The sequence below is a fragment of the Phyllobacterium zundukense genome (assembly GCF_025452195.1).
GTDB classification, from domain to species: Bacteria; Pseudomonadota; Alphaproteobacteria; order Rhizobiales; family Rhizobiaceae; genus Phyllobacterium; species Phyllobacterium zundukense_A.
Genome location: NZ_CP104973.1, coordinates 2,904,966 through 2,928,021, shown reverse-complemented (window position 1 = coordinate 2,928,021; position 23,056 = coordinate 2,904,966). Strand labels below are relative to the sequence as shown.

Annotated in this window: 27 protein-coding genes; 10 read left to right on the top strand and 17 right to left on the bottom strand. The window is 55.7% G+C overall.

What is annotated here, in order from left to right; translation table 11 throughout:
- Nucleotide 1: 1 nt before the first annotated feature.
- The 3 genes from N8E88_RS26720 to N8E88_RS26710 all read right to left on the bottom strand — a co-directional run bounded on the left by N8E88_RS26720 (nucleotide 2) and on the right by N8E88_RS26710 (nucleotide 3,837).
- The gene (locus N8E88_RS26720; RefSeq protein ID WP_262293230.1) at nucleotides 2-1,015 is read right to left on the bottom strand and encodes an alpha-ketoacid dehydrogenase subunit beta; all 1,014 of its coding nucleotides are present in this window, start codon (nucleotides 1,013-1,015) and stop codon (nucleotides 2-4) included.
- Nucleotides 1,016-1,018: 3 nt separating this feature from the next.
- Nucleotides 1,019-2,269: a thiamine pyrophosphate-dependent enzyme gene (locus tag N8E88_RS26715; RefSeq protein ID WP_262293229.1), complete on the bottom strand. Its 1,251-nt coding sequence runs from the start codon at nucleotides 2,267-2,269 to the stop codon at nucleotides 1,019-1,021.
- Between the two features lie 425 nt (nucleotides 2,270-2,694).
- Nucleotides 2,695-3,837 carry a DUF2336 domain-containing protein gene (locus N8E88_RS26710; RefSeq protein ID WP_262293228.1) on the bottom strand — a complete coding sequence of 381 codons (1,143 nt, stop codon included), beginning with the start codon at nucleotides 3,835-3,837 and terminating at the stop codon, nucleotides 2,695-2,697.
- Nucleotides 3,838-3,998: 161 nt separating this feature from the next.
- Between N8E88_RS26710 and N8E88_RS26705 the strand changes: the two genes are divergently transcribed.
- Nucleotides 3,999-4,454, top strand: a complete 456-nt coding sequence (locus N8E88_RS26705; RefSeq protein ID WP_262293227.1) for a MaoC family dehydratase — start codon at nucleotides 3,999-4,001, stop codon at nucleotides 4,452-4,454.
- On the top strand, nucleotides 4,454-5,320 hold the full coding sequence (locus N8E88_RS26700) for an HpcH/HpaI aldolase/citrate lyase family protein (RefSeq protein WP_262295639.1): 867 nt from the start codon (nucleotides 4,454-4,456) through the stop codon (nucleotides 5,318-5,320). Before N8E88_RS26705 ends, N8E88_RS26700 begins: the two co-directional genes overlap by 1 nt.
- On the opposite strand, the gene N8E88_RS26695 is transcribed toward N8E88_RS26700, so the two are convergent.
- Both N8E88_RS26695 and N8E88_RS26690 read right to left on the bottom strand, forming a co-directional pair.
- On the bottom strand, nucleotides 5,309-5,923 hold the full coding sequence (locus tag N8E88_RS26695; RefSeq protein WP_262293226.1) for a flavin reductase family protein: 615 nt from the start codon (nucleotides 5,921-5,923) through the stop codon (nucleotides 5,309-5,311). The two genes, N8E88_RS26700 and N8E88_RS26695, sit on opposite strands and share 12 nt — an antisense overlap.
- Before the next feature lie 8 nt (nucleotides 5,924-5,931).
- Entirely contained in the window at nucleotides 5,932-6,525 is a 594-nt protein-coding gene (locus N8E88_RS26690; RefSeq protein ID WP_262293225.1) for a nitroreductase family protein, read from the bottom strand.
- 344 nt (nucleotides 6,526-6,869) lie between these two features.
- Here N8E88_RS26690 and N8E88_RS26685 point away from each other — a divergent pair, with 344 nt between their 5' ends.
- Nucleotides 6,870-7,832, top strand: coding sequence for an RgsD C-terminal domain-containing protein (locus N8E88_RS26685; protein ID WP_262295638.1), 963 nt, complete (start codon nucleotides 6,870-6,872; stop codon nucleotides 7,830-7,832).
- A 6-nt stretch (nucleotides 7,833-7,838) separates the two neighbouring features.
- Here the strand turns inward: N8E88_RS26685 and N8E88_RS26680 are convergent, their stop codons facing one another.
- The 4 genes from N8E88_RS26680 to N8E88_RS26665 all read right to left on the bottom strand — a co-directional run bounded on the left by N8E88_RS26680 (nucleotide 7,839) and on the right by N8E88_RS26665 (nucleotide 11,674).
- Entirely contained in the window at nucleotides 7,839-8,657 is an 819-nt protein-coding gene (locus tag N8E88_RS26680; protein WP_262293224.1) for a lysophospholipid acyltransferase family protein, read from the bottom strand.
- A gap of 96 nt (nucleotides 8,658-8,753) precedes the next feature.
- The gene (gene thrS, locus N8E88_RS26675; RefSeq protein ID WP_262293223.1) at nucleotides 8,754-10,742 is read right to left on the bottom strand and encodes a threonine--tRNA ligase; all 1,989 of its coding nucleotides are present in this window, start codon (nucleotides 10,740-10,742) and stop codon (nucleotides 8,754-8,756) included.
- Between the two features lie 115 nt (nucleotides 10,743-10,857).
- Entirely contained in the window at nucleotides 10,858-11,223 is a 366-nt protein-coding gene (gene yidD, locus N8E88_RS26670; RefSeq protein ID WP_262293222.1) for a membrane protein insertion efficiency factor YidD, read from the bottom strand.
- Between the two features lie 4 nt (nucleotides 11,224-11,227).
- The gene (locus N8E88_RS26665; protein WP_262293221.1) at nucleotides 11,228-11,674 is read right to left on the bottom strand and encodes an iron-sulfur cluster assembly scaffold protein; all 447 of its coding nucleotides are present in this window, start codon (nucleotides 11,672-11,674) and stop codon (nucleotides 11,228-11,230) included.
- 274 nt (nucleotides 11,675-11,948) lie between these two features.
- Between N8E88_RS26665 and folE the strand changes: the two genes are divergently transcribed.
- From folE to N8E88_RS26650, 3 genes are all read left to right on the top strand, one after another.
- Nucleotides 11,949-12,575, top strand: a complete 627-nt coding sequence (folE, locus tag N8E88_RS26660; protein ID WP_112531326.1) for a GTP cyclohydrolase I FolE — start codon at nucleotides 11,949-11,951, stop codon at nucleotides 12,573-12,575.
- Nucleotides 12,576-12,591: 16 nt separating this feature from the next.
- Complete coding sequence (gene hisI / locus N8E88_RS26655) at nucleotides 12,592-13,014, top strand: phosphoribosyl-AMP cyclohydrolase (protein ID WP_262293220.1); 423 nt, start codon at nucleotides 12,592-12,594, stop codon at nucleotides 13,012-13,014.
- 291 nt (nucleotides 13,015-13,305) lie between these two features.
- Nucleotides 13,306-14,274 carry a patatin family protein gene (locus N8E88_RS26650; RefSeq protein ID WP_262293219.1) on the top strand — a complete coding sequence of 323 codons (969 nt, stop codon included), beginning with the start codon at nucleotides 13,306-13,308 and terminating at the stop codon, nucleotides 14,272-14,274.
- A gap of 6 nt (nucleotides 14,275-14,280) precedes the next feature.
- Here the strand turns inward: N8E88_RS26650 and N8E88_RS26645 are convergent, their stop codons facing one another.
- Both N8E88_RS26645 and N8E88_RS26640 read right to left on the bottom strand, forming a co-directional pair.
- On the bottom strand, nucleotides 14,281-14,712 hold the full coding sequence (locus N8E88_RS26645; protein WP_262293218.1) for a CBS domain-containing protein: 432 nt from the start codon (nucleotides 14,710-14,712) through the stop codon (nucleotides 14,281-14,283).
- A gap of 106 nt (nucleotides 14,713-14,818) precedes the next feature.
- Nucleotides 14,819-15,553: a rhomboid family intramembrane serine protease gene (locus N8E88_RS26640; RefSeq protein WP_262293217.1), complete on the bottom strand. Its 735-nt coding sequence runs from the start codon at nucleotides 15,551-15,553 to the stop codon at nucleotides 14,819-14,821.
- Nucleotides 15,554-15,862: 309 nt separating this feature from the next.
- Here N8E88_RS26640 and N8E88_RS26635 point away from each other — a divergent pair, with 309 nt between their 5' ends.
- From N8E88_RS26635 to N8E88_RS26625, 3 genes are all read left to right on the top strand, one after another.
- Nucleotides 15,863-16,495: a PAS domain-containing protein gene (locus N8E88_RS26635; RefSeq protein ID WP_262293216.1), complete on the top strand. Its 633-nt coding sequence runs from the start codon at nucleotides 15,863-15,865 to the stop codon at nucleotides 16,493-16,495.
- A 106-nt stretch (nucleotides 16,496-16,601) separates the two neighbouring features.
- Complete coding sequence (locus N8E88_RS26630; RefSeq protein WP_262293215.1) at nucleotides 16,602-17,210, top strand: PilZ domain-containing protein; 609 nt, start codon at nucleotides 16,602-16,604, stop codon at nucleotides 17,208-17,210.
- Nucleotides 17,211-17,580: 370 nt separating this feature from the next.
- Complete coding sequence (locus tag N8E88_RS26625) at nucleotides 17,581-18,177, top strand: transglutaminase-like cysteine peptidase (RefSeq protein WP_262293214.1); 597 nt, start codon at nucleotides 17,581-17,583, stop codon at nucleotides 18,175-18,177.
- Nucleotides 18,178-18,222: 45 nt separating this feature from the next.
- Here N8E88_RS26625 and N8E88_RS26620 read toward each other — a convergent pair whose 3' ends face one another.
- On the bottom strand, nucleotides 18,223-18,750 hold the full coding sequence (locus N8E88_RS26620) for a gamma carbonic anhydrase family protein (RefSeq protein ID WP_262293213.1): 528 nt from the start codon (nucleotides 18,748-18,750) through the stop codon (nucleotides 18,223-18,225).
- A gap of 134 nt (nucleotides 18,751-18,884) precedes the next feature.
- Between N8E88_RS26620 and N8E88_RS26615 the strand changes: the two genes are divergently transcribed.
- On the top strand, nucleotides 18,885-19,610 hold the full coding sequence (locus N8E88_RS26615; RefSeq protein ID WP_262293212.1) for a hypothetical protein: 726 nt from the start codon (nucleotides 18,885-18,887) through the stop codon (nucleotides 19,608-19,610).
- A 31-nt stretch (nucleotides 19,611-19,641) separates the two neighbouring features.
- On the opposite strand, the gene N8E88_RS26610 is transcribed toward N8E88_RS26615, so the two are convergent.
- From N8E88_RS26610 to N8E88_RS26590, 5 genes are all read right to left on the bottom strand, one after another.
- On the bottom strand, nucleotides 19,642-19,848 hold the full coding sequence (locus tag N8E88_RS26610) for a DUF3126 family protein (protein ID WP_099999261.1): 207 nt from the start codon (nucleotides 19,846-19,848) through the stop codon (nucleotides 19,642-19,644).
- A gap of 108 nt (nucleotides 19,849-19,956) precedes the next feature.
- Complete coding sequence (cysE, locus tag N8E88_RS26605) at nucleotides 19,957-20,781, bottom strand: serine O-acetyltransferase (RefSeq protein ID WP_262293211.1); 825 nt, start codon at nucleotides 20,779-20,781, stop codon at nucleotides 19,957-19,959.
- A gap of 211 nt (nucleotides 20,782-20,992) precedes the next feature.
- Nucleotides 20,993-21,748 (bottom strand): alpha/beta fold hydrolase, encoded by a 756-nt coding sequence (locus N8E88_RS26600; RefSeq protein ID WP_262293210.1) that lies wholly within the window; start codon nucleotides 21,746-21,748, stop codon nucleotides 20,993-20,995.
- 11 nt (nucleotides 21,749-21,759) lie between these two features.
- Nucleotides 21,760-22,248: a DUF192 domain-containing protein gene (locus N8E88_RS26595; RefSeq protein WP_262293209.1), complete on the bottom strand. Its 489-nt coding sequence runs from the start codon at nucleotides 22,246-22,248 to the stop codon at nucleotides 21,760-21,762.
- Between the two features lie 160 nt (nucleotides 22,249-22,408).
- Complete coding sequence (locus N8E88_RS26590; RefSeq protein WP_262293208.1) at nucleotides 22,409-22,990, bottom strand: cold-shock protein; 582 nt, start codon at nucleotides 22,988-22,990, stop codon at nucleotides 22,409-22,411.
- Nucleotides 22,991-23,056 lie beyond the last annotated feature (66 nt).

The following is a 23,056-nucleotide window of genomic DNA, read 5'->3' as shown; positions in this document are numbered from 1 at the left end:
GCTATCCCTCCAGCGTTTCGACAAGCGCGCGTCCAAGACGCACGGGCCCCGGGAAATAGTCCCACTCCTGCGCATGCGGATAAGGCGTGTCCCACCCGGTTACCCGCGCTACCGGCGCTTCGAGCTTGTAGAAACAATGTTCCTGGACCAATGCCGCGAGTTCCGCGCCAAAACCCGAGGTCAATGTCGCTTCATGGACGACGACGCAGCGGCCGGTCTTTGAAACGGATTCGATGATGGTTTCGAGATCGAGTGGTAAAAGCGTGCGAAGATCGATGATTTCGGCGTCTATGCCATGTTCCTCTGCAGCGGCTTCGGCCACGTAAACCATTGTGCCATAAGCAAGAATCGTCAGCTTCGAACCTTCACGGCGCTTGATCGCCTTGCCAAGCGGTACCGTATAATGACCGTCCGGAACCTCGCCGAGGTCGTGCTTCGACCAAGGCGTTACCGGCCTGTCATAATGACCGTCGAACGGCCCATTATAGAGCCGCTTGGGTTCGAGGAAGATCACCGGGTCAGGGTCTTCGATCGCTGAGATAAGCAGACCCTTCGCGTCATGCGGATTGGAGGGAACGACCACTTTCAGGCCGGAAACGTGCGTAAACAGCGCTTCAGGGCTCTGACTGTGGGTCTGACCACCAAAAATACCACCGCCAACCGGCATGCGCACGACGATCGGACAGGTAAAATCGCCATTGGACCTGTAGCGCAGGCGTGCCGCCTCCGAGACGATCTGATCATAGGCGGGATAAACATAGTCGGCGAACTGGATCTCGATGCAGGGCTTCAGCCCATACGCGGCCATGCCGATCGCCGCGCCAACAATACCCGCCTCGCTGATCGGCGCATCGAAACAACGCGTCTTGCCATATTTGGCCTGAAGACCTTGGGTACAGCGGAAAACACCACCGAAAAAGCCCACATCTTCACCGAACACGACAACGTTGTCGTCGCGTTCCATCATGATATCCATCGCGTCGCGAATGGCCTCGATCATCGTCTTGCGTGACATGGATCAGACCCCCGCCTGCTGGCGCTGGCGACGCAGATGCGGCGGCATCTGCTCGTAGACACCCTCGAACATGTCGCGGGCGGATGGCTTGCCCCCCGCATGCAATGTGCCGAAGCTTTCCGCTTCTTTTTGTGCTGCAACGACAGTGTCGAGAATTTCCGCCTCCGTCTGCTTGTGGCGATCATCGGACCAGACACCGCGCCCGATCAGATGGTTCTTCAGCCGGATGACAGGGTCACCCAGTGGCCAGGCATCGGATTCTGTTTTGGGCCGATATGCCGATGGATCATCGGAGGTGGAATGCGCGCCGGCGCGGTAGGTAACATACTCGATCAGCGTGGGCCCGAGATTGCGCCGGGCGCGCTCGATCGCCCATTTTGCCACCGCAAAAACCGCCAGATAGTCGTTACCGTCGACACGCAAAGCCGGAATGCCAAATCCGAGACCACGCGCCGCAAATGTGCCCGAGCCGCCTCGTGCAATGCCCTGAAAAGTAGAAATCGCCCACTGGTTGTTGACGATGTTCAGCACGATCGGCGCTTTGTAGGTCGAAGCGAACACCAGCGATGCATGGAAATCGGATTCGGCCGTAGACCCATCGCCAATCCATCCAGCCGCAATCTTGGTGTCATGCTTGATGGCCGATGCCATCGCCCACCCAACTGCCTGGATATATTGCGTCGCCAGGTTTCCCGAAATTGAAAAGAAGCCATGCTCTTTCGATGAATACATGATCGGCAGCTGGCGGCCTTTAAGTGGATCGCGCTCGTTGGAGTAGATCTGGCACATCATCTCGACCATCGGATAGTCATCAGCAATCAACAGGCCCGCCTGTCGGTACGTCGGGAAATTCATGTCGCCGGGCGCAAGCGCCTTGCGAAAGGCGCAGCTCACGGCTTCTTCGCCAAGATGCTGCATATAAAACGAGGTTTTGCCTTGGCGCTGGGCGATCTGCATCCGTGCGTCGAAGGTCCGCAGCGTCATCATGTGGCGCAGCCCCTCGATCAACTGATCGTCGGTCAATAGACCCGCCCAAGGGCCGACGGCTTCACCGTCGCGATTCAGTACCCGAATGATAGAGAAAGCCAGGTCGCGTATATCCTCGGGGTTTGCGTCGACTTCTGGGCGCCGTATTGCGCCGGCCTCATCAAGCACCACATTGGAAAAATCCGGCGCACCGCCGGGCCGCACCGCCGGTTCGGGCACGTGCAGGCCAAGCGGACCAAGTTCACCAAGGGAACCATCATCGGACATAATACAGACCTCCCAATCAACGCGTATCGTGCCGTACACTATCATGAAAAATGATGCGGGCAGCATTGGCTTTTCCAAGGAATTCCGGACGGTTACCGCGCTTTTCTGATGAGATCTTCCGTATAACACCCTGAACTTGTTGAAAGTTCCGGCGAATATTTTATCGAGCGGTGACATCGGGCCCGGCAAAAAAGCAATTTTTCGCCACTTCACCGGCAGCGCGCGCATTTATGCGATCAAAGCCTGAGCGCATTTTGTAATGAAATGTTCGGCGGAAGAGCCAGAGCCCGTCTGGAAAGTCGCTGCGGTGAGCCAGATGGCGTGGTTTTCGAGAACCGGAGCACAGCGTACATTAAGTACGTGAGCACCGGAAGCGCAGAAAACCGCGTCAGATGACCGCCGCAGTAGAGTTTCAAAATGGGCTCTTAAGCGGCGGCAATTGCCGTTGCATGATCGCGCGCATCTTCCCGAATTGCCTCAAGATATATCCTCTTGAGCAGCGATAGCATGTCATCATTCGCGGCGGCAGGAACAGTGCCATTGGTAGCCGGTGCGACCTGCTCGATCATTCTGCGCACAATTTCCTGGGAATTGATAACCAGCTTGCCATTGGCAACGCCGTGCCAACTGTTGAGCGCCACTCGCAGCGGCTGATGCGTGGTCGCGGGAAGCCCTGCAGCACTGAACAATGCACACAGTGCCGTGGCCCGGCCATCGATCAAAAGGCTTCGCACCCGCGGTAGGCTATAGCCCGAGAGCATAACAAGGATCGCACCGAAGAAATCGATCTTTCCGCATGCAACGATCCTGATGACGAATGCAGTCGTGAGGTCACCGCGCAACTGCAGGTGCTCGATCAGTGCCGGATATTCCTCAACGCGGGTCTCCGCCACAAGGCTTATCGATGCTTTGACGCAAGCTTCCTGCGTGACGCGCCTGGCCCGCCGCTCGCCCATCAATGCCACGACAATGTCCATCTGGCACAGCGCCTCAGCAATGCAGATTGCCAAGGCATGGCGGCAATCTGCGGGCAGTCGCTCATTGTCGACAAGGAGCGCACGAATTTCAGCCACATGACCAAGGCGCTCGATCAAGCGGCGAAAGCTGATGTCGGCTATCTGCGCCTGGGTGTTGGCCAGAAGTTCCAGCACAGCAATGGTCTCGCCGATCTCAATGATTGCAGCGCTGACCGCAATTGATACCCTCGGCCTCGCCGCTATGACTTTCTGTGCGTCGCCACTTCCGCCAGCAACACAATCGATCAGATCGGCATCGCTGAGAAGGACGGATCGCGCAAGCATATAGGTGGCGATCTCTATCTGATCGCGGGCAAGACCTGCAACGATGTGGATCGGTGCGTGAGCGCTTGTGGAAAACACATCGGCCAGCGCCAACCGCACTTTTGGCGAAGGATCGTCCAGGAGCAGCGTCAGTACAGTCTCTGTGGCACAACGTTCGTCAAAATCGAGGTCGGAATGCAGGTAGATATGGGCCAACGCAGCCGCCGCATGGCAACGCTGCGCAACCGAAACATTATCGATCATTTTCAGATAGTGCTGTACCGACATTTATCTTGCGCCCCACAGTCTTTGTTACAATAGACTTTAGTAGCAAAAGGTTTACGAACGGTTCACCATGTCGATTAACCATAACAAGGCGGCAGCACGCACGTGTTGCGATCCCGGTAAAGCCGACCTAGACTCCTGCAAAAGAGGAGACGAGAGAGATCATGGCAGGGCTATATCTGGAAGACTTTGAAATCGGACATGTATTCCAGCACCCGCTGCACAAGACTGTCACCGAGAGCGACAACATGCTGTTTTCGGTCATGACCCTCAATCCGCAGCCACTGCATATCGATTTCGAATATGCCAGCAAGACAGAATGGGGCAAGCCGCTGGTGAATTCGTTGTTCACGCTCGGCTTGATGATCGGAATTTCGGTCAACGATACAACGGTTGGCACGACGATTGCCAATCTTGGCATGACCGACGTGACATTCCCTGCCCCGCTGTTTCATGGCGATACGGTGCGGGTCGAAACCCAGGTGATCTCGGCCAGGAAATCCAAATCAAAGCCGGATCGGGGCATCGTCGAATTCGAGCACCGGGCTTTCAATCAATTCGGTGTACTTGTCGCGAAATGCACACGGCAAGCCATGATGAAATCGAAGGCCGCCGCCTGATGCGCTCGCTCTTGTTCGTTCCGGGCGATTCGGAAAAGAAGCTGGAGAAGGGCTTGACCAGCGGGGCCGACGTGTTGCTGATCGACCTCGAGGATTCGGTGAGCAACGAGCGCAAGGAAGCGGCACGAAAGATAGCCGCCGAGTTTCTTGCTGCAAACCGAGACAGGCCCTCGCCGCGCCTGTTCGTTCGCATCAATGACCTCGCCAGCGGTCTGGCCGATGACGATCTAGCGGTCGTCATGCCATCCCTGCCCCATGGCATTCTCCTGCCAAAATCCAACAGCGGCAAGGATGTGACGCGGCTCTCGGCCAAACTCAACGTTCACGAAGCGCGTGCCGGCGTCGCGGAAGGCTCGACAAAGATAATCGCCATCATCACCGAAACTGCGATCGGGACACTTTCGGCGGCGAGTTATCCTGGCGCATCAACCCGTTTGATTGGCTTGAGCTGGGGGGCGGAAGACTTGTCCGCCGCGATTGGTGCCCGTACCGCCCGCGATGAGTCCGGATGTTATACGGATGTCTTCCGGATGGCTCGGGCAGTGACAATCCTCGGCGCATCGGCAGCAGATGTTGCGTCGATTGACACGGTCTATATCAACTACCGCGATAATGAAGGGCTCGCGCGTGAGTGCACCGAAGCTGAACGCGACGGGTTCACCGCCAAGCTTGCCATTCATCCGGCACAGGTACCGATCATCAATCACGCGTTTACACCGTCACCGGAGTCCGTAGCGCAAGCCCGGCGGATAGTAGACGCGTTCGCCGCTGATCCGGCTGCCGGTGTGATCGGTATCGATGGCGAGATGGTCGACCTTCCGCATCTGCGACGGGCGGAGCGGCTTATTGCTCGTTCAGCCGGCTGATTCATCCCACCTTGGGCGAAACATCTGGAACGTCTCGGAAACAGACGCGAAATCCATATAGCCGAGGCGTGAAACCGGCTGGGCTTTTGTCATGTCCACGAGGCCGTTGGTCAGGATGTCTTCGCTGATATGCACGCCAACCACTTCGCCGATGACCATGATCGAAGCCACCGGGTTACCGTGGCGATCTTTCGGATTGCGGATTTCAGTCACGACGCATTCGAGCGTCGAAAAGGCTTCAGCCACACGCGGCGCATCGATTAACGTGCAGTCGACCGGCGTCAGTCCGGAATATTCGAACTCGCTGACACCGCGCGGTGCATTCACCGACGTTGCGTTCATGGCAACGGAGAGGTTCGCGCTGACCAGATTGGCGGCGAACTCGCCTGTCTCCTCGATAAACGACACGCTGTCCTTGTGGCCTTCAGAACAAAACATGATGAGACAGGGCTTGGTGCTGATCATGTTGAAAAAGGAGTATGGCGCAAGATTGACCTTGCCTTCCTTCGAGCGGCTTGAGATCCATCCAATCGGTCGCGGGGCAACGATAGCCTTCAATGGATCATGCGGCAGGCCGTGGCCGTCCTCGTATTTGTAAAACATTTAGGGTCCTAGCCTTCCCACGGGCCCGAATATTCAGTCAATATATCCTTGATCTCCGGTCGCGGACGTTCCGGCACCTTCTGGGCGCAAGTACCTATATGGACGAAGCCGGTGACGCGCTCATGCGGCGCCAGACCAAGCAGTGCGCGGCCCTTTTCATCGGACGCGTACCAGTTGCTGATCCAGTTGGTGGCATAGCCAAGAGCGTTGGCCGCAAGGACGAGCTTCATCGCCGCAGCACCCGAAGACAAGAACTGCTCCCATTCCGGAATATGATGCTCGACCGGCGAGAAAACCACGCCAATCACCAATGGCGCGCGGGCAAAGCGCTTGAGTTCCTGGTCGCGGCGTTGTTCTGTCAGCGGGCCTTCGCGCTCTTCGGCAAGAGCGGCAAGATATTTACCAATCTGAACGCGCGCTTCTCCCCGGTACAAAATAAAGCGCCAAGGGGTGAGCCGGCCATGATCGGGCACCCGCGAGGCGATACGAATCATGGTCTGGATTTCATCATCCGAGGGCCCCGGAAGACCAATGGCCGAGATGGGTGTTGAACTGCGGGTTGACAGGAATTCTATGATCGAATTGGGAGCAGATGTATCCATGTTTTAAAACGGCGATCCTGATTTAAGTCGTATACTCGTTTGCGCGGACAATGTGGTGGTTTCGCCGCCCAAGTAAAGGTAGCACGCTAAGAAAAAGCCTTGAAATTGCCATCGGCTTCGGATCAAACCGTTTCATGGGTGTATTCCAGTTTATTTCAACGGGCGGCAAGTCCCTAAGAGCCCAAACGAAAATTCGTCAGGAAGCGGCGAAAATGGTGGTTTTTGAGCACCGGCGCACGGCGTACATTTGGTACGTGAGCATCGGAGCGCAGAAAAACGCCATTTGCAGCCCTTCGCGGCGAATTTTCGTTCGGGCTCTTAAATGTGCGCTGCTGCTTGTGACCATGGGGTTTGCCAGCATCTCCGGCGCATCGGCGCAGGCGCTTGCACCTGCCTTGCCCGATGTCCCGGCCCTCGATATTCCCAATATTCCCAATCTTAAAGGGTACGCCAATCCGAAGGCTCCCGAGAACAACCCGTTTGCCAACGAACCGGAACTCGTGTTGTCAGCCAAGCTTTCCGACAAGGGCCAGGCAATCCCGCGTGGCCTCGTTTGGCGTGTATTCTCGCCGGAGCCGAGCGGCGACGGCAAGCTCGCATTGCTGGCGACCGCCAAGGGCGGAACAACCTCGTTCAACCTGGCTCCCGGCAGCTATCTGGTGCACGTAGCTTTCGGGCGTGCAGGCGCGACGAAGCGCATCACCATGACGCGCGCCAAGCGCACGGAAACGATGATCCTCGATGCGGGCGGAGTGAAACTCAACGCGACCCTTTCAGGCGGCGGGCGCATACCGCCCGATCAGCTGCGGTTTTCCATCTATGAAGATCATGCTGACCAGAGCGGTGAACGTGCGCTGATCATCCCCGACGTAAAACCCGATAGCGTGGTGCGACTCAATACCGGCACCTACCAGATCGTCTCCAACTACGGCACCGCGAACGCTGTGATCCGCTCGGATATCCGTGTCGAGGCCGGCAAGATCACCGAAGCCAACGTGGAACACCGCGCCGCATTGCTGACGATGAAGCTCGTGCGCGAGGCTGGTGGCGAGGCGCTGGCCGATACTGCCTGGTCCGTCCTGACCACATCCGGCGATATCGTGCGGGAAAGCGTCGGCGCCTTTGCTTCGATCGTCTTGGCGGAAGGCGAGTATGTCATCATCGCCAAGAACAAGGACCGCATCTACCAGCGCGATTACAAGGTCGTTGCAGGCCGCAATCAGGATGTTGAAGTGATCGCATCCGAAGCTGCAAGCTCACCAGCAACGACGAACCAACCGGCCGAGGGCGAAGAGCCGCTCGATTGATCGCTATCAAGAAGTCTTGGGCTGCAGCGAGAAAACCGCATTGTAAAGATGTTCGAGCAATAGCTTGCGGTCTTCCAGCGGCTTCAATTCCTCCCAGCCGATAACCCGGCCGATCCGCACATTGATTGCCTTACCGGACAATCTGCGAAATTCGCGTATCAGCAGCGAAATACGCAAGGTCATCGAAACTTTGCTCGCGAGGTGGAAGAAGCGCCCGTTCTGTCCGCCAAAATAGACCGGAATTACCGATGCCTTGGCTTGCTGTACAAGCTTTGCCGGAAAAATCTTCCAGGGCAAATCCTCTGCCCGGCCAAAGCCCTTGGGCGCTGTCGCAACTCCGCCGGCAGGAAAGACGACGATCGTCACGCCTTGTTTCAAAAGCCGCACAGCCTCGTGACGGGTCGCCATGTTCATCGTCACTGCTTCCTTGGTTTCGTCGAAACAAACAGGAAGCGCATAGGGGCGAATTTCCGGCACCTTCATCAGATCATTGTTGATGAGAACACGGAACGGCCGGCCGAGTTGCTCGGCCAATGCCAGAGACGCGATGCCGTCGCCGATGCCAAAGGGATGGTTGGCGATGATCACCAAGGGTGTATCGGGCAGATTTTGCGGTGGCCACTGGTCCTGAACATCGAGCCGGATGTTGATCAGATCCATCATGCGACAGAAAACATCGATACCCGCGGGAACGATGTCGCTCCGCCAAGTATTATAGAGCCCGGCATAATAGTTGCGACCGGAAAGGCCTTCGATGGCCCGAATGAGCCATTGGGTCAGGCGGGTCTGCGTGTCGTTGGCATAAGAAAGCTCTGGAAACTGCACGCGGACTCCGCAGAATATTGAAACGGGCTGGATTTTCTCAACACTATATGACAGCGTGATGAAGCCACCACGCTGTCATGTTTGCTTACACACTCGCTATTCGGCAGCTGCTCGTAACAAGTCTGGCGGCGTCGCTTCGCTTCTAAGCTGCTGGATCGCCTCGTCCAGCTTCAGCGACGTCTGGTTCTGCGAACCGAGGCGGCGCATATTGACCGAACGCTCCTCGGCTTCGCGCATCCCGCAAACAAGTATGACCGGCACCTTCTGCAAGGAATGCTCGCGCACCTTGTAGTTGATCTTCTCGTTCCGGAAGTCGGTGATGACTTGCAGACCGGCTGCCTTCAGCTCCTTGGCGACCTGCTTGCCATATTCATCGGCTTCGGAGGTGATCGTTGCGACCACGACTTGCACAGGTGCAAACCACAGCGGCATATGACCCGAATAGTTCTCGATCAGGATGCCGAGAAAACGTTCCATCGAACCGCATATGGCGCGATGGATCATCACCGGCTGCTTCTTTTCCGATGTGGAGTCGATGTAGAAAGCGCCGAAACGTTCCGGAAGGTTGAAATCCACCTGCGTCGTGCCGCATTGCCAGTCACGCCCGATAGCATCGCGCAGCACATATTCGAACTTGGGACCATAAAATGCGCCCTCGCCCGGGTTGATCGACGTCTTGATCTTGCCGCCAGACTGTTGCTCGATCGTCTTGAGCACCTGGCCCATGACTTCTTCGGCACGATCCCACAACTCATCCGAACCGACACGTTTGTCGGGACGCGTTGAGAGCTTGACCGTGATGCCTTCGAAGCCAAAGTCGGCATAAGTCGTGAGAATCAGATCGTTGATCCGCAGGCATTCCGCAGCCATCTGCTCATCCGTGCAGAAGATGTGCGCATCGTCCTGGGTGAATCCACGCACCCGCATCAGACCGTGCAGCGCGCCTGATGGCTCATAGCGATGTACGTTGCCGAATTCCGCGAGCTTTACCGGCAGATCGCGGTATGACTTCAGACCATGCTTGAAGATCATGACGTGGCCGGGGCAGTTCATCGGCTTCAGCGCGAATACCCGCTCGTCATCAGTTTCATCGCCGGCGACCGTGACCTTGAACATATTGTCACGGTACCATCCCCAATGACCGGACGTTTCCCACAGCGATTTGTCGAGCACCTGCGGTGCATTGACTTCGCTGTAACCATGACTGTCCAGCCGGCGCCGCATGTAGCTGACGAGGCTTTGGAACATCTTCCAGCCTTTCGGATGCCAGAATACGACGCCCGGACCCTCTTCCTGGAAGTGGAACAGGTCCATTTCACGCCCGAGACGTCGGTGGTCGCGCTTCTCCGCCTCCTCCAGCATATGCAGATAGGAGTTCAGATCGGCATCGTTGGTGAAAGCCGTCCCATAGATACGGCTCAGCATCGGATTGTTGCTGTCGCCGCGCCAGTAGGCTCCCGCAACCTTCATCAGTTTGAAGGAATTGCCAATTTGGCCGGTCGAGACCATGTGCGGGCCGCGGCAAAGATCGTACCAATCACCTTGGCGATAGATCTTCAGATCCTGGCCTTCGGGAATGGCATCGACGAGTTCCACCTTATACGCCTCGCCCTTCTCGGCGAAAACCTTGCGCGCTTTCTCGCGTGACCAGATTTCCTTCGTGAACGGCTTGTTGCGGGCAATGATCTCCCGCATCTTCTTCTCGATCACCGGCAGATCATCCGGAGTAAATGGTTCGTTCTTGGCGAAATCGTAGTAAAAGCCATTCTCGATCACCGGGCCGATAGTGACCTGCGTTCCCGGAAACAACTCCTGCACGGCCTCGGCGAGAACATGGGCGCAATCATGCCGGATCAATTCCAGCGCGCGCGGATCTTCCCGCGTCAGTATCTCGATCGCACCTGAAGCCTGCAACGGATCGGATAGATCGCGCACAGTGCCATCCACCGCATAGGCGACAGCTTTCTTGGCAAGTGATTTGGAAATGGATTCAGCAAGTTCCGCGCCGGTCATGGCAGCGTCATATTCGCGCTTTGAGCCATCGGGGAATTGCATGGATACAGTTTTGGCAACTGTTTGTGACATCAATTTTCTCCTATCCAGTCCCGCCAACGATTGCGGGTGGTATCTAGCTTGCCGGAAACCGCTCCGGCGGGCGCACTTCTAAATGCTGTTTTGTCCGGCGTAAAGTGCCTAACCTTCAAGACTGAGGGCGGTGAAGGCTCCAAAAACGCCAGGGCATATACCATACAAACCGCCCGTCCAGTTCGGCCGGCACCGGATCGAGCCCATGCGTACCGCCGGGGCCGCAGCGGACAAACCGGAAGAGACCCATCCAGCCTCCTGTCCACAGGCCATATCGGGCGACGGATTCGTAAGCATATTCCGAGCAGGTTGGAATATGGCGGCAGGAATTTCCAACAAATCCGGACAAGGTAAGTTGATAGAGCCTGATCAGCCCTGTCCCCAACAGACGTCCGGGCGTTTTCTGCCAGGATCCTTGCCAGTTACGCGAATATTTGCTGACAATTTTTGTTGTATGATCGTGTGCAGGGTCTTCAGACATTGGTCTACGCTGCGGCTTCGGCGTTTTTCTTCTCGATCTGATCAAGGCAATCCACCACGGCGTCAAAGGTCAGCATCGTGGAATTATGACGCGCTTTATAATCGCGCACCGGCTCAAGAAACTTCAGATCTTCGAACCTGCCTTCCGGCGGCGTACCGTTTTCCTTCAGCATCTTGAACATTCGGTCCCTGACGTCGCGCAGTTCCTGTGCCGTCGCGCCGATGACATGCCGCGCCATGATCGATGACGAAGCCTGCCCCAACGCACAAGCCTTCACATCATGGGCGAAATCTGAAACGACGCCATCGTTCACCTTCAGGTCGACGGTAACAGTCGAGCCGCAAAGCTTTGAGTGAGCGGTGGCTGACGCGTCCGGCTGATCGAGGCGCCCGAGCCGCTGGATATTTCCGGCAAACTCCAGAATACGCGTATTGTAGACGTCATTGATCATGATGAATGCCCGTTATTCGACACAGTGTTTAACGCGAACGCGCCATTGTGCATCGTTTTGACCCTATGAATCCCGATTTCAATCTCTATATAGTATTGAAGCGCACTAGCACAAAGTCGCATGTATTAAATTTTCGCGACGCGTTATATTGTGTTAGTCGGGGCTGGAAACGTCTTCCAGCTTGCCTTCAATACACCGTCCGTTCCCATGGAGCGACTATCGTGTATTGCCGTTTAACTCGTCGCTCCTTTGAGGGCGGCTACGGGAGATCGCGATGGATGCTATAATCAAAGTCCTGCAATCGGCAGCCGCCAAGCAGGATAATAATCGACGCCCCACCCAGGAAGAAGCCGAAGCAGCCGTTCGTACGCTACTGCTTTGGGCTGGCGACAATCCGGACCGCGAAGGTCTGCTGGATACGCCGCAACGAGTGGCCAACACATACAAGGAATTGTTCTCCGGCTATGCGCAGGATCCGGCCGACGTGCTCGGCCGTACCTTCGAGGAAGTCGCCGGATATGAGGACATGATCCTCATTCAGGATATTCCTTTCTTCTCGCACTGTGAACATCATATGGTGCCGATCATCGGCAAGGCGCATGTAGCCTACCTGCCCGACGGAGAAAAGGTCGTTGGCTTGTCGAAAATCGCCCGTGTGGTCGACATGTTCGCGCATCGCCTGCAGACGCAGGAAAGCATGACGGCGCAGATTGCCAATGCAATCCAGGAATCGCTGCGCCCGCGCGGTGTTGCGGTCATGATCGAGGCAGAACACATGTGCATGGCTATGCGCGGCATCCGTAAAGCCGGTTCGACGACCACCACGACGACCTTTACCGGATCGTTCAAGACTGAAATCAACGAGCAGGTACGGTTCATGACACTCGTCAGGGGCCGGTAGTTCCAGAATTGGTATTATGCCGAACGATTTGTTCTCCGCTTCCCTGAGCGACAAACATGACAATGAAGAAGGCGCGGTGTTCGCACCGCGCTTCGATACGTCTGGGTTGATAACAACGGTCGTTACAGATGCCCGTGACGGCCAACTGCTGATGGTCGCGCACATGAATGCCGATGCGCTGAAGCTGACTCTGGAAACCGGCATCGCCCATTATTGGTCGCGCTCGCGCAAATCCCTCTGGAAAAAGGGCGAGACATCCGGAAATTTGCAGACGGTAGTCGAAATGCGCACCGACTGCGATCAGGATGCCCTGTGGCTGAAAGTAACCGTCGCCGGCGATGGCCCAACCTGCCATACCGGACGCCGCTCTTGTTTTTATCGTCAGATTGTCACGACGGATGGAACATCATCATTGGTAATGCAGTTAGAGACCAAATAGAGGCCTTCTTGGGCCATGAACTCACCACAGAAATCGACAATGGCGCCTCCATCACCTCAGCTCCTTCTATCCGAAAAGATGGCCCCACACCATTTCGACCCCACAATGAGTTCACGACCTAGCCATACGGACAATAATGGTCAGGAAAACCTTTATGCCTCGCAACCGCCATCATCGTCTTTTGTAATCCCATTTCATTGGTTGGCTAAGGGGTCACAAATCCGCAATATTCATCCTTTGGATACCAATACATAGGAATAGTGAAAGAGCAGTGTTTCAGGAGTATATGCTATGCTCGAATGGGCATCGCGCCGGATGCGCGCGGCAGAACCGATCGGTATTGATAACACTCCGGATGTGCCAGTAATCACACCGGAAAAGCCTCGCGACAGCAAGACACCGATTGCGCTCGCGCTTGGTGGCGGTGCTGCTCGCGGTTGGGCTCATATCGGCGTACTGCGCGCCCTTGATGAGGCTGGCATAGAAATTTCGATGATTGCCGGAACATCGATCGGCGCCCTTGTTGGCGGTTGCTATCTGGGTGGCAAGCTTGACCAGCTTGAGGATTTTGCCCGCAGCCTGACCAAGCGGGGCCTTTTCAGCCTGCTTGACCTGCGCTTTCGGGGCAATGGCCTTTTCGGCGGCATGAAACTCGATCGCCGCCTGCGCGAACACCTGGAAGAACTGGCTATTGAAGATCTGCCAAAGCGCTTTATCGCCGTGTGCACCGAGATCAACACCGGTCATGAAATCTGGTTGACACGCGGCAGCCTGATAACCGCGATGCGGGCTTCCTATGCCCTGCCCGGCGTGTTCGAGCCTGTTGAATGCAATGGCAGGACACTCGTCGATGGTGCGCTGGTAAACCCGGTTCCCGTCGCGGTCTGCCGGTCTTACGAACATCCGCTGGTTGTCGCCGTCAACCTGCATTATGACCAGTTTGGCCGTGCCGCTGTCATCAAGCACGCAGCGGAGGCGCCCAATCCTGGCTCAGGCGATGGCGAAGCAGTGCGCTCCCACCCTTCCTACTCTAAGCGGCTGGGCATCACCGGTGTCATGATGGAATCGTTCAACATCATCCAGGACCGCATTTCACGTGCACGCATGGCAGGCGATCCGCCTGACATCATGCTGATGCCGAAGATCGGTCATGTTGGCCTCGCCGAATTCCATCGTGCCGACGAGGCGATCAAACTCGGTTATGAAGAGACCATGGCTCGCCTCGGCGAACTGGAGCGCATGCAAAAACTCGTTTTTTGAACCGCTTCAGGCAGTAGCGATATAGCTGCGGATCTCTTCCGACTCACGCTCCACTTCCTCGATGCGAAGTTTGACGACGTCACCGATCGAGACAATTCCGTGCAGACGCCCGTCCTTTTCCACGGGCAGGTGGCGAAACCGGCCTTGCGTCATGATTTCCATGACCTGATTGATCGTGTGCTTCTCACTGCAGACCTTGACCTTCATGGTCATGCTTTCCGAAATCGGCTTCCACAAGGCATCGGCACCCTGTGCGGCAAGCTGCCTGACAACATCGCGCTCGGACAAAATGCCCTTGATGGCATTGTTCCCGTCACAAACGACAATTGCGCCGATCTTGTGCTTTGCGAGGATCGTAATTGCATCGCCGAGCGTCGTCTCCGGCGCCGTGCTGAATACGTCATAGCCTTTTCGTTCGAGAATCAGTTTGACAGTCATGTACATCCTCCTTGCACATTGCTTCTCGACCATCGCATCCCCCGGATACGTCCGATGATCTAGTTCATGGTGCGCGTATGCGCTGCCTATTGCAACTATTTTGCAATTATACCATCAATTCCGGATCCATTCGACCGCTGTCACTTTTGTCGAACAAGGAAATGCCAAGGAAGCCGACAAGAAAGCCGCCAATATGCGCTTCCCAGGCAATTGTCGCAGTACTATCGACGCCGACGGAGAGCATTCCGGTAAGAATGTTGGTGACAAACCACACACCGAGAAAGGTCAGTACGGTTCGCATGCGAAGCGCCTCCCCGATTGGCAGGATATCGCCCATAAAGGCAGCTGAATTGCGCAAGGGAGAGCGGCGGAAACCGAAACGCGCCGCCGCGCCCATCATGCCGGAAACGGCACCTGAAGCGCCGACCAAGGGCGCGATGCTGTCCGGATGGACCGCAAAATGCGTCATCACAGCAGCGATCGACGTTACGATCCAGAACAGCGCCGTCCGCAGCGGACCGATCCGCGCCGCCAGTGGTGACCCGAAGGCGGCCAGCCAAATCATATTAAGCGCTATATGGGCGATGCTCCCATGCATCAGTGAGTAGGTCACGGTTGTCAGCCAGGCGGCCGGCGACGCGAACCCGCCATATTCTGAAAAACGCGCCGGAATGAACGCAAAATTCAAAAGAAATGCGTTGGTCTGCTCGTCACTCAGGACATAGGTCTCCAGAACGAACACAATGCCGCACACGGCCATGATGGCCAGTATGACACCCGGAATATTGAAGATCGGCTCGCCCTTGGTGGACCGGTTCCGGATATCCGCTGAATCGTTCATGCTTGTTCATGGCCTTTATTGCTAGTTGCGGAACGCTATCTGGTTCGGGTCTCGGGTGCAAAGCCCATGAACAGAAAAAAGGCCACCCAGTGGGTCTGGGCAGCCTCGAATTTCAGGATAGTTGATCATGCAAACTCTAGTGAAAGCACTGTCTCACAGCGCCGCCCACGACTCAATCGAAACCACTTGTTAACCTTAATCGACTGCCGCGGTGGAGAGCATGTCATCTTTGGTGGCGTCAGCGGATTGTCAGTGACAGAGTCGGGACGACAAGAAGAATCGCGTTGAGCGCCGAAAGCAGATGATCCTATGCGGCATGATGGAACAAGCGAGCTTTTTGCTTATTGGAACAGGCTGCGCGGCACTCGCGCCGCGCCGGAGCGCCGGGAGATAGCACCCGCCTCGATCAGAAAATATCTTGCCGATACCTTTATCGTCCAGGCAATCGGACCGGGCGAGCCGCGCTTCCGCCTCGCCGGAACACGCATATGTTCGGTCTATGGCCGGGAATTGAGGGGCGCATCGTTTGCCTCGTTCTGGCAGTTAAAAGACCGCAGCAATATCGTACGCCTTATCAAGAACAGCATGACGAACAAGTCGGTCGTGCAGCTGACTTACGAAGGTAAAAGTACTCGTGGCCGCAGAGCCCTGTTCGAGTTGATTCTTTTGCCACTCGCCAGCGAAGCCAATGAACGGCATCTAATCGGGATGGTCATTTCCCTTGGCAGGCCTTTCTGGCTCGAATCCGATCCTGTTGTCGAAAACCGCCTCCAATCGATTTCGATCATCGATCCGCGTTACCCGGCACGCGGTTTGCCCGGTGATTCCATTCTCACGGCTCCGGAGAATACGGCATCCACAACCCTGCCCGCCGCGCGGACGATCATCAGCCGCAAGGTCGGGCATCTGCTCGTATTCGATGGCGGAAGAACCAGCGACTAGGTTAGCAATTTCTAAGCAACGGTCGTCATCGTTACCTTCGCGTTAAGACTTGTGACGTAATCTTTCACCATCAAACACTGTCGATTCCCATATCTGGACAGCCTTCATGCAAATATACCGTGACGTTTCGAGCCCCAATCTTGCCGCCGCGGGCAAGTACTATAGCGTGAAAGTGCAACTATACGGTCGCTTCATGCTGGAGGATCGTACCGAGCATGTCTGCCAGATCGATGAAATGTCCCCCGGCGATGTCATTATCACCACGGATGTGATGGCGAATAATGGAGAGCGGGTTGTTGCCTACATTGATCATATCGGCCGCGTAGAAGGCACCATCGAGCGCATGGTCAATGGCGGATTTCAGGTTTCGCTGACCGCTTCGGATCGCAAGAAGAACAAGATCGCCGCGCAACTGACGTGGCTCGCCAATAAACATGAACTGGACATGCCGGAAGACCGGCGTCACCAGCGCATCGCGCCGCGCAACCCCATCTCGACGCTATCTATGGCCGATGGCAGGCAATATCCTTGCCGTATCCTCGATCTTTCCATATCGGGAGCGGCCGTTGAATTGCGCATGCGCCCTGCCCTGAACAGCCAGGTTATCCTCGGTTCCATGCGTGGCCGCGTGGTGCGTCATTTCGAAGAAGGCATCGCAATCGAATTCGCGACAGTGCAAAGCCGCGAAGCGATCGATATCGCTTTTGAAGGGTAAATCCCTCTATTCTCTTGATAAATTCGTCCAGCCCGATGCAATCGACTGCATTTCGTTGTGATTTTTTACATCCCGGATATTTTTTTGACGAAATTGCCACCGAAAGCTGGCGAAACATCGCCAATGGTCGATGAGGCATTAAGCCATTATAAATCACTAAATATTCGCATCAATGAATGCTTAATCCTATTATATTTCTATAAATACAATATATATCACATTTAAATAAAACAGTAATATATCTTAATACTAAGTTATAGTCTAATTAGTTTATTTTTTGCTACTAACTTGATTCATATTTACTCATCGACATTTCCGCTCGGTCAAACTCTCTCTGCCATTGTCGCCTCAACCGGGGAGACGACGGGAAATGATAAAACGTACAATCTTGCTTGGAGCGGCCTTCTTTTTGATGTGCATGACCGCACAAGCCGATTCGAGCATGGCATTCATGAAGACAGGCGGACGTACGTCTCAGCCGATCGGACATTACGAATTTTGTCAGGCCTACAGAAACGAGTGCAATATAAAGAGCAGCGATGACAGCCCTGCTCATTTAACGCCGAAGATCTGGAATCTCATGGTTCAGATCAACAGCCAGGTGAATGCACAGATCCAGCCCGCGACAGATATGGATATCTGGGGCAAGGCGGAAGTCTGGTCATATCCGACGAGCGTCGGCGATTGCGAAGACTACGTCCTTCTGAAGCGGAAGCTGCTGAACGAGAGCGGTGTGCCAATCAGTGATCTCCTGATCACTGTCGTTCGCCAGATGAACGGCGAAGGCCATGCGGTTCTCACCGTTCGCACGGATCGCGGCGATTACGTTCTCGACAACCTTGAACTGCGCATAAAGCCGTGGAACGAAACTAGCTACGACTATCTGAAGCGTCAGGCCGCGAACAATACCGGCGCGTGGGTCTCGATCAATGACGAGCGCCAGCTCCTGGTCGGCAGTATCAAATAGGAACTCCGACACAAAAAAGCCGGCTCTGGAGGCGGCTTTTTGCTGTCAGTCTATTTCCAGGCCTCGCATGAAGCGTCGGCCATTCTCGACATAATGCGCTGCCGAAAGCCTGAGGCCCTCAATCGCCGCCTCGTCTAACGTCCGTATGACCCTCGCCGGCGAACCGACAATGAGTGAGTTGTCGGGAAACTCTTTGCGCTCGGTAACGAGTGCGCCCGCGCCGACAAAGGAATTCTTGCCAATCCTTGCGCCATTCAGGACGATAGCGCCAATGCCGACCAGCGAATTATCGCCGATGGTACAACCATGCAGCATGGCGCGATGTCCAATCGTGCAGCCCTCGCCAACAGTCAGCGGATAGCCCATATCAGTGTGCATGGCGGTATGTTCCTGAACATTGGTGTCGCGACCGATGCGGATCAACTCGTTGTCGCCGCGCAGGACCACACCGAACCAGATATTGGCGTTCTCACCCAGGAATACCTTGCCGACAATGGTAGCGTCAGGCGCTATCCAATTGGACGCCCGATGCTCAAATTCCGGTGAATGTCCGTCAAGCGTGAAAATCGGCATGGCTTCTCCCTGGATTCGCTCGGCAAGCTTAGCGAAGGGCGGAAGGCTTGGCGAGGCCACCTTCACTTTCGATTAACCATAAATCAGCACATGTCGCGTTAAGTTGAGTGCACTCAAGGCGGGGCCCGAAAGTCATGCAGTATCGAGCGCAGAGAATAGAGCCAATTTTTGGCAGCGCGCTGCTGCGACGCGTCTTTTATGCCATCGCAACGCTGGCGCTCGTATCATTGTGTTTGACCATCGCCGGCCATTACCTCGGCCACACGATCTCGCTTGGCGGCCATACGGAAGACACAAAGCCTCGGGAGATCGTCATTGGCAACAATGTGCTTGAGGTTCCGGCAAACACGATCCGCTTCGAAAGGCAGCGCCGAAACGGCGATGCCGAACGCGTCGACCTATACCTGCATTGGCCGGACATGCTGGGTTACCAGCCGGCGTTCCTGTCGGATTTCAATAGTGCGGGGCCGGAAAAGCGGCTCCTATTCCTGACCTTCGAGCCGCGCGCCACCTCGCAGGATATGTCGGGGCGATACGGTCCGATCTATAGCACCCTGACCGAGGGTCCCGGCTCGAAGGGTCCGGCTGGTTTGACGACACAGAAGTTACGAGCCGACAGTGGCTTTGTAAATGAGGAACTGATGGTTTCGGCGGAACAGGCAGGCCGGTTGCCATTCGTTGCCCGATGTCTTGACGAGCAAACCTCGAAGACCAACCTTGCATCGTGCCAGCGGGATATATTTCTTGGTGAGGATTTGCAGCTAACCTATCGCTTTCCAAGGGAAATACTTGGAGACTGGCAAAAGCTGGATCAGCAAATACGAACATTTGCCGAAGCCCATCTCAAAGGGCAGAAGTGACGCCTCCAACAGCGTCACTCGATCAAGAGACTCAGAGATCCATCTCGAGGATGGCCATCGAGAAATTGTAGGAGAGTTCACCCTCGTCCTCATCCTTGTAGATCAAACCAAGAAATTCGTCGCCGAGATAGAGTTCGGCAGAATCATCCTTGCGTGGACGAGCCTTTACAGTGAGTTCCGTATTTCTGAATGTCCGCTTGAAATAGCTGTCGAGTTTCTTCAGTTCTTCGGGTTTCACGGAGGTCTCCTGTCATATGAAATTCAGGCGCTTTTGGCATGCGAGAGTCGCCCCTGTAAAGGGTTGATTGCGATCGCCTTGGAGCGCCGAGACCCGTAGAGCCGCGATTCAGTCAAAATTTGTGATCAGCTGGTCCATGGCGCGCGAGGGTTCGGCACAGCCTGTTTCACCCACAATACGAGCAGGAACGCCGGCAACAGTGACATTGTGCGGAACGGGTTTTAGCACGACGGAGCCTGAGGCAACCTTGGAGCAATGGCCAATCTCGATGTTACCGAGAATATTGGCGCCGGCGCCGATGAGAACGCCATGACGTATCTTGGGATGCCGGTCGCCGGTTTCCTTGCCCGTACCGCCGAGCGTGACACCCTGAAGGATCGAGACATTGTCTTCGATGACAGCGGTCATGCCGACGACAATACCGGTGGCGTGGTCGAAGAACACTCCCTGTCCCATGGGAACCTGCGGGTGGATATCGGTCTGGAAAACCGAGGAGGAACGGCTTTGCAGGTAGAGCGCAAAATCTCTCCGCCCTTCCTTCCATAGCCAATGGGCAAGCCGATGCGTCTGGATTGCCTGGAAACCCTTGAAATACAGCACGGGTTCCATGAACCGGTCGCAAGCCGGGTCACGATCATAAACGGCCTGGATATCGACGCGCAGGATCTGTGACCAGGACGGCGTTGCCTCAACCATCGCCGTAAAGGTCTGGCGTAGCAATTCCGATTCCACATCCGGGTGATCGAGCCGTTGCGAAATGCGATGAATGACCGCTTCTTCCAGCGATTGATGGTTGAGAATTGTCGTATAAAGGAACGTCGCCAAAAGCGGTTCGCTGCGGACAGCCTCCTCGGCTTCGGCGCGGATTGCGAGCCAGATCGGGTCCATCTGCTTGACCGATCCGGTCATCTTTATCGGACTGCTTGCGGACATTTCCTACTCCAGGCATTCGGCCAATAATATTTCTCAAACAACGAGCATAAGGCAAAATTGGTTGCTTGACACGCTGATTTCCAGATCGATTGCGCAAGAAATTTTGAACCTGCGATTGATTTGGCTGATGTCAGACCCTGTTATTTCAAGATCGCCTTAGCTTATGCGGCCTTGTCCCGCAAGCAATGAACGTCCGGAAGCACGCGCTTCGTTAGATGCTGTGGCGTTTGAGGAAATCCAGAACGGCCTGCTTGAACACTTTGTCGCCGACCGCGAGCATATGGTCCCGGCCAGGGATATCGATCGCCTCACCATGCGGCATCAATGCCGCAAGATCATGCGGGTTTCCGCCGATGTCGTCTTTGCTGCCGACAGCGACGAGAGTTGGCTGGGTTATCCGGGCCATGTTTTCTGCGCTGATTTCTTCCTTGGAGGTGATAACGCAGGCCGCCAACGCGATTTTGTCACTCTTGGTCTTGTCGGCAAACATCCGGAACATTTTTCCGCGCGGATGTGTAATCGCCTCCGGATCGGTGGACATAAGCGCTTCGGCGATTGGCGACCAGTCTCCTGCACCTTCGACCATGCCAATGCCAAGACCGCCAAAAACAAGATCATGAACGCGAGCAGGATGTTCGAGCGCCAGGAACGCACTGATGCGCGCACCCATGGAGTAACCCATGACATGCGCCGTCGGAATGCCAAGGTGATCCAGCAGCGCGGCGGCGTCGCCCGCCATGAGCGTCGGCGTATAGACCGCCTTGTCGTGCGGCTTGTCCGATTGGCCATGACCACGATTGTCAATGGCGATGGCGCGGTATCCGGCGGACGTCAGCGTTTGCATCCAGCCGGGTTGAACCCAATTGTAGAAGGAGGATGAAGCAAAGCCATGGATGAGCAGGATCGGCTCGCCCTCGCCCTCGTCCAGATAAGCAAGCTTCAGTCCGTCATTGTGGAAAAACTGCATTGTCAGGTCCGTTAGTGCGCAATCGCCTCGATAGCGGGATGCCGCACCTTGTCGCCAGTTGTCAAGCCGAGACGCTTCGCGGTGCCGGCCTTGACCTCGACAACGAAACGCACCGGACCACCAGACGAAATGATTGAGCGGGAAAATGGCACCGCATTTTCGCGAACAGCGGAAATACGGCCATTATCGTCCAGAAAGAGCATGTCGAGCGCGGAGGGCGTGTTCTCCATCCACATGGTGACAAGACGGGTGTCGTCGAAAACAAACAGCATGGCGCTGTTGTCTTTCAAATCGGTGCGGAACATCAGGCCGCGCTCGCGCTCTTCGTCGGTGTCGGCAATTTCTACCTGGAACGGAATGTCGCCCTTGGCACTATTGATCGTCAGCGCCGTGTGGTCGATGGGAAGATGCATAGGCGGCGTCTGATCGAGCGCCAGAACAGGGATCGCTGAAAACAGCAGGAAAACAACGACGGCGAGAACAGATTTCAGGCGATACATCAATTGCTCCAGAGTGCGTTGAGATTCGCGATCATGACAAGGCAAAACGGTGGTTTTGGGGCCGCACTTGCGGCGAGCGGAGCGTACTTGAAGTACGTGAGCACCGGAAGCACAGAAAAGTGCCGTTTGCAGACCGTCATGGCGTGAATATCAACATACCCTAGTGGGACGACGGCAGTTGGGTACCAATGTCGGGATGAATTTCGGAGGCCATCAGCCCCTTCTCACCATGGCCGAAGCGGATCAGCACAACTTGTCCCGGACGCAGTTCGGTCAAGCCAAAGTGCCGCAGCGTTTCCATGTGAATGAAAATATCCTCTGTTCCCTCGCCGCGCGTCAGGGATCCGAAGCCCTTCGTCCGGTTGAACCACTTTACCAGCACGCGCTCAAGTCCGCTTGAGGGTGTGACGGTCACATGCGTGCGGACGGGTGGCATTTCGGTCGGATGAACGGCAGTCGCGTTGTCCATGGATTTGACGCGGAAGCACTGCATGCCACGCTCGCCCTGCTTGACCTCGCAAACGACACGGGCGCCTTCCAGCGCCGTCTGGAAGCCGTCCCGGCGCAGGCAGGTAACATGGAGAAGGATGTCAGGTAGATCAGAATTGTCGGGAACGATGAACCCGTATCCCTTGGCCACATCAAACCATTTAATCGCGCCCGAAACTTCGATAAGGTCCAAACTGTCGCTTATGCCTTCGTCGGCGGGGGACTGCCGGGCTGATACTGTTCGGTCAGACATGAAGCGAAGCCCCTCCTCTCCTGCGAGGTACTGATTCTCTGCTTGAAGAATAACACCTGTCCAACA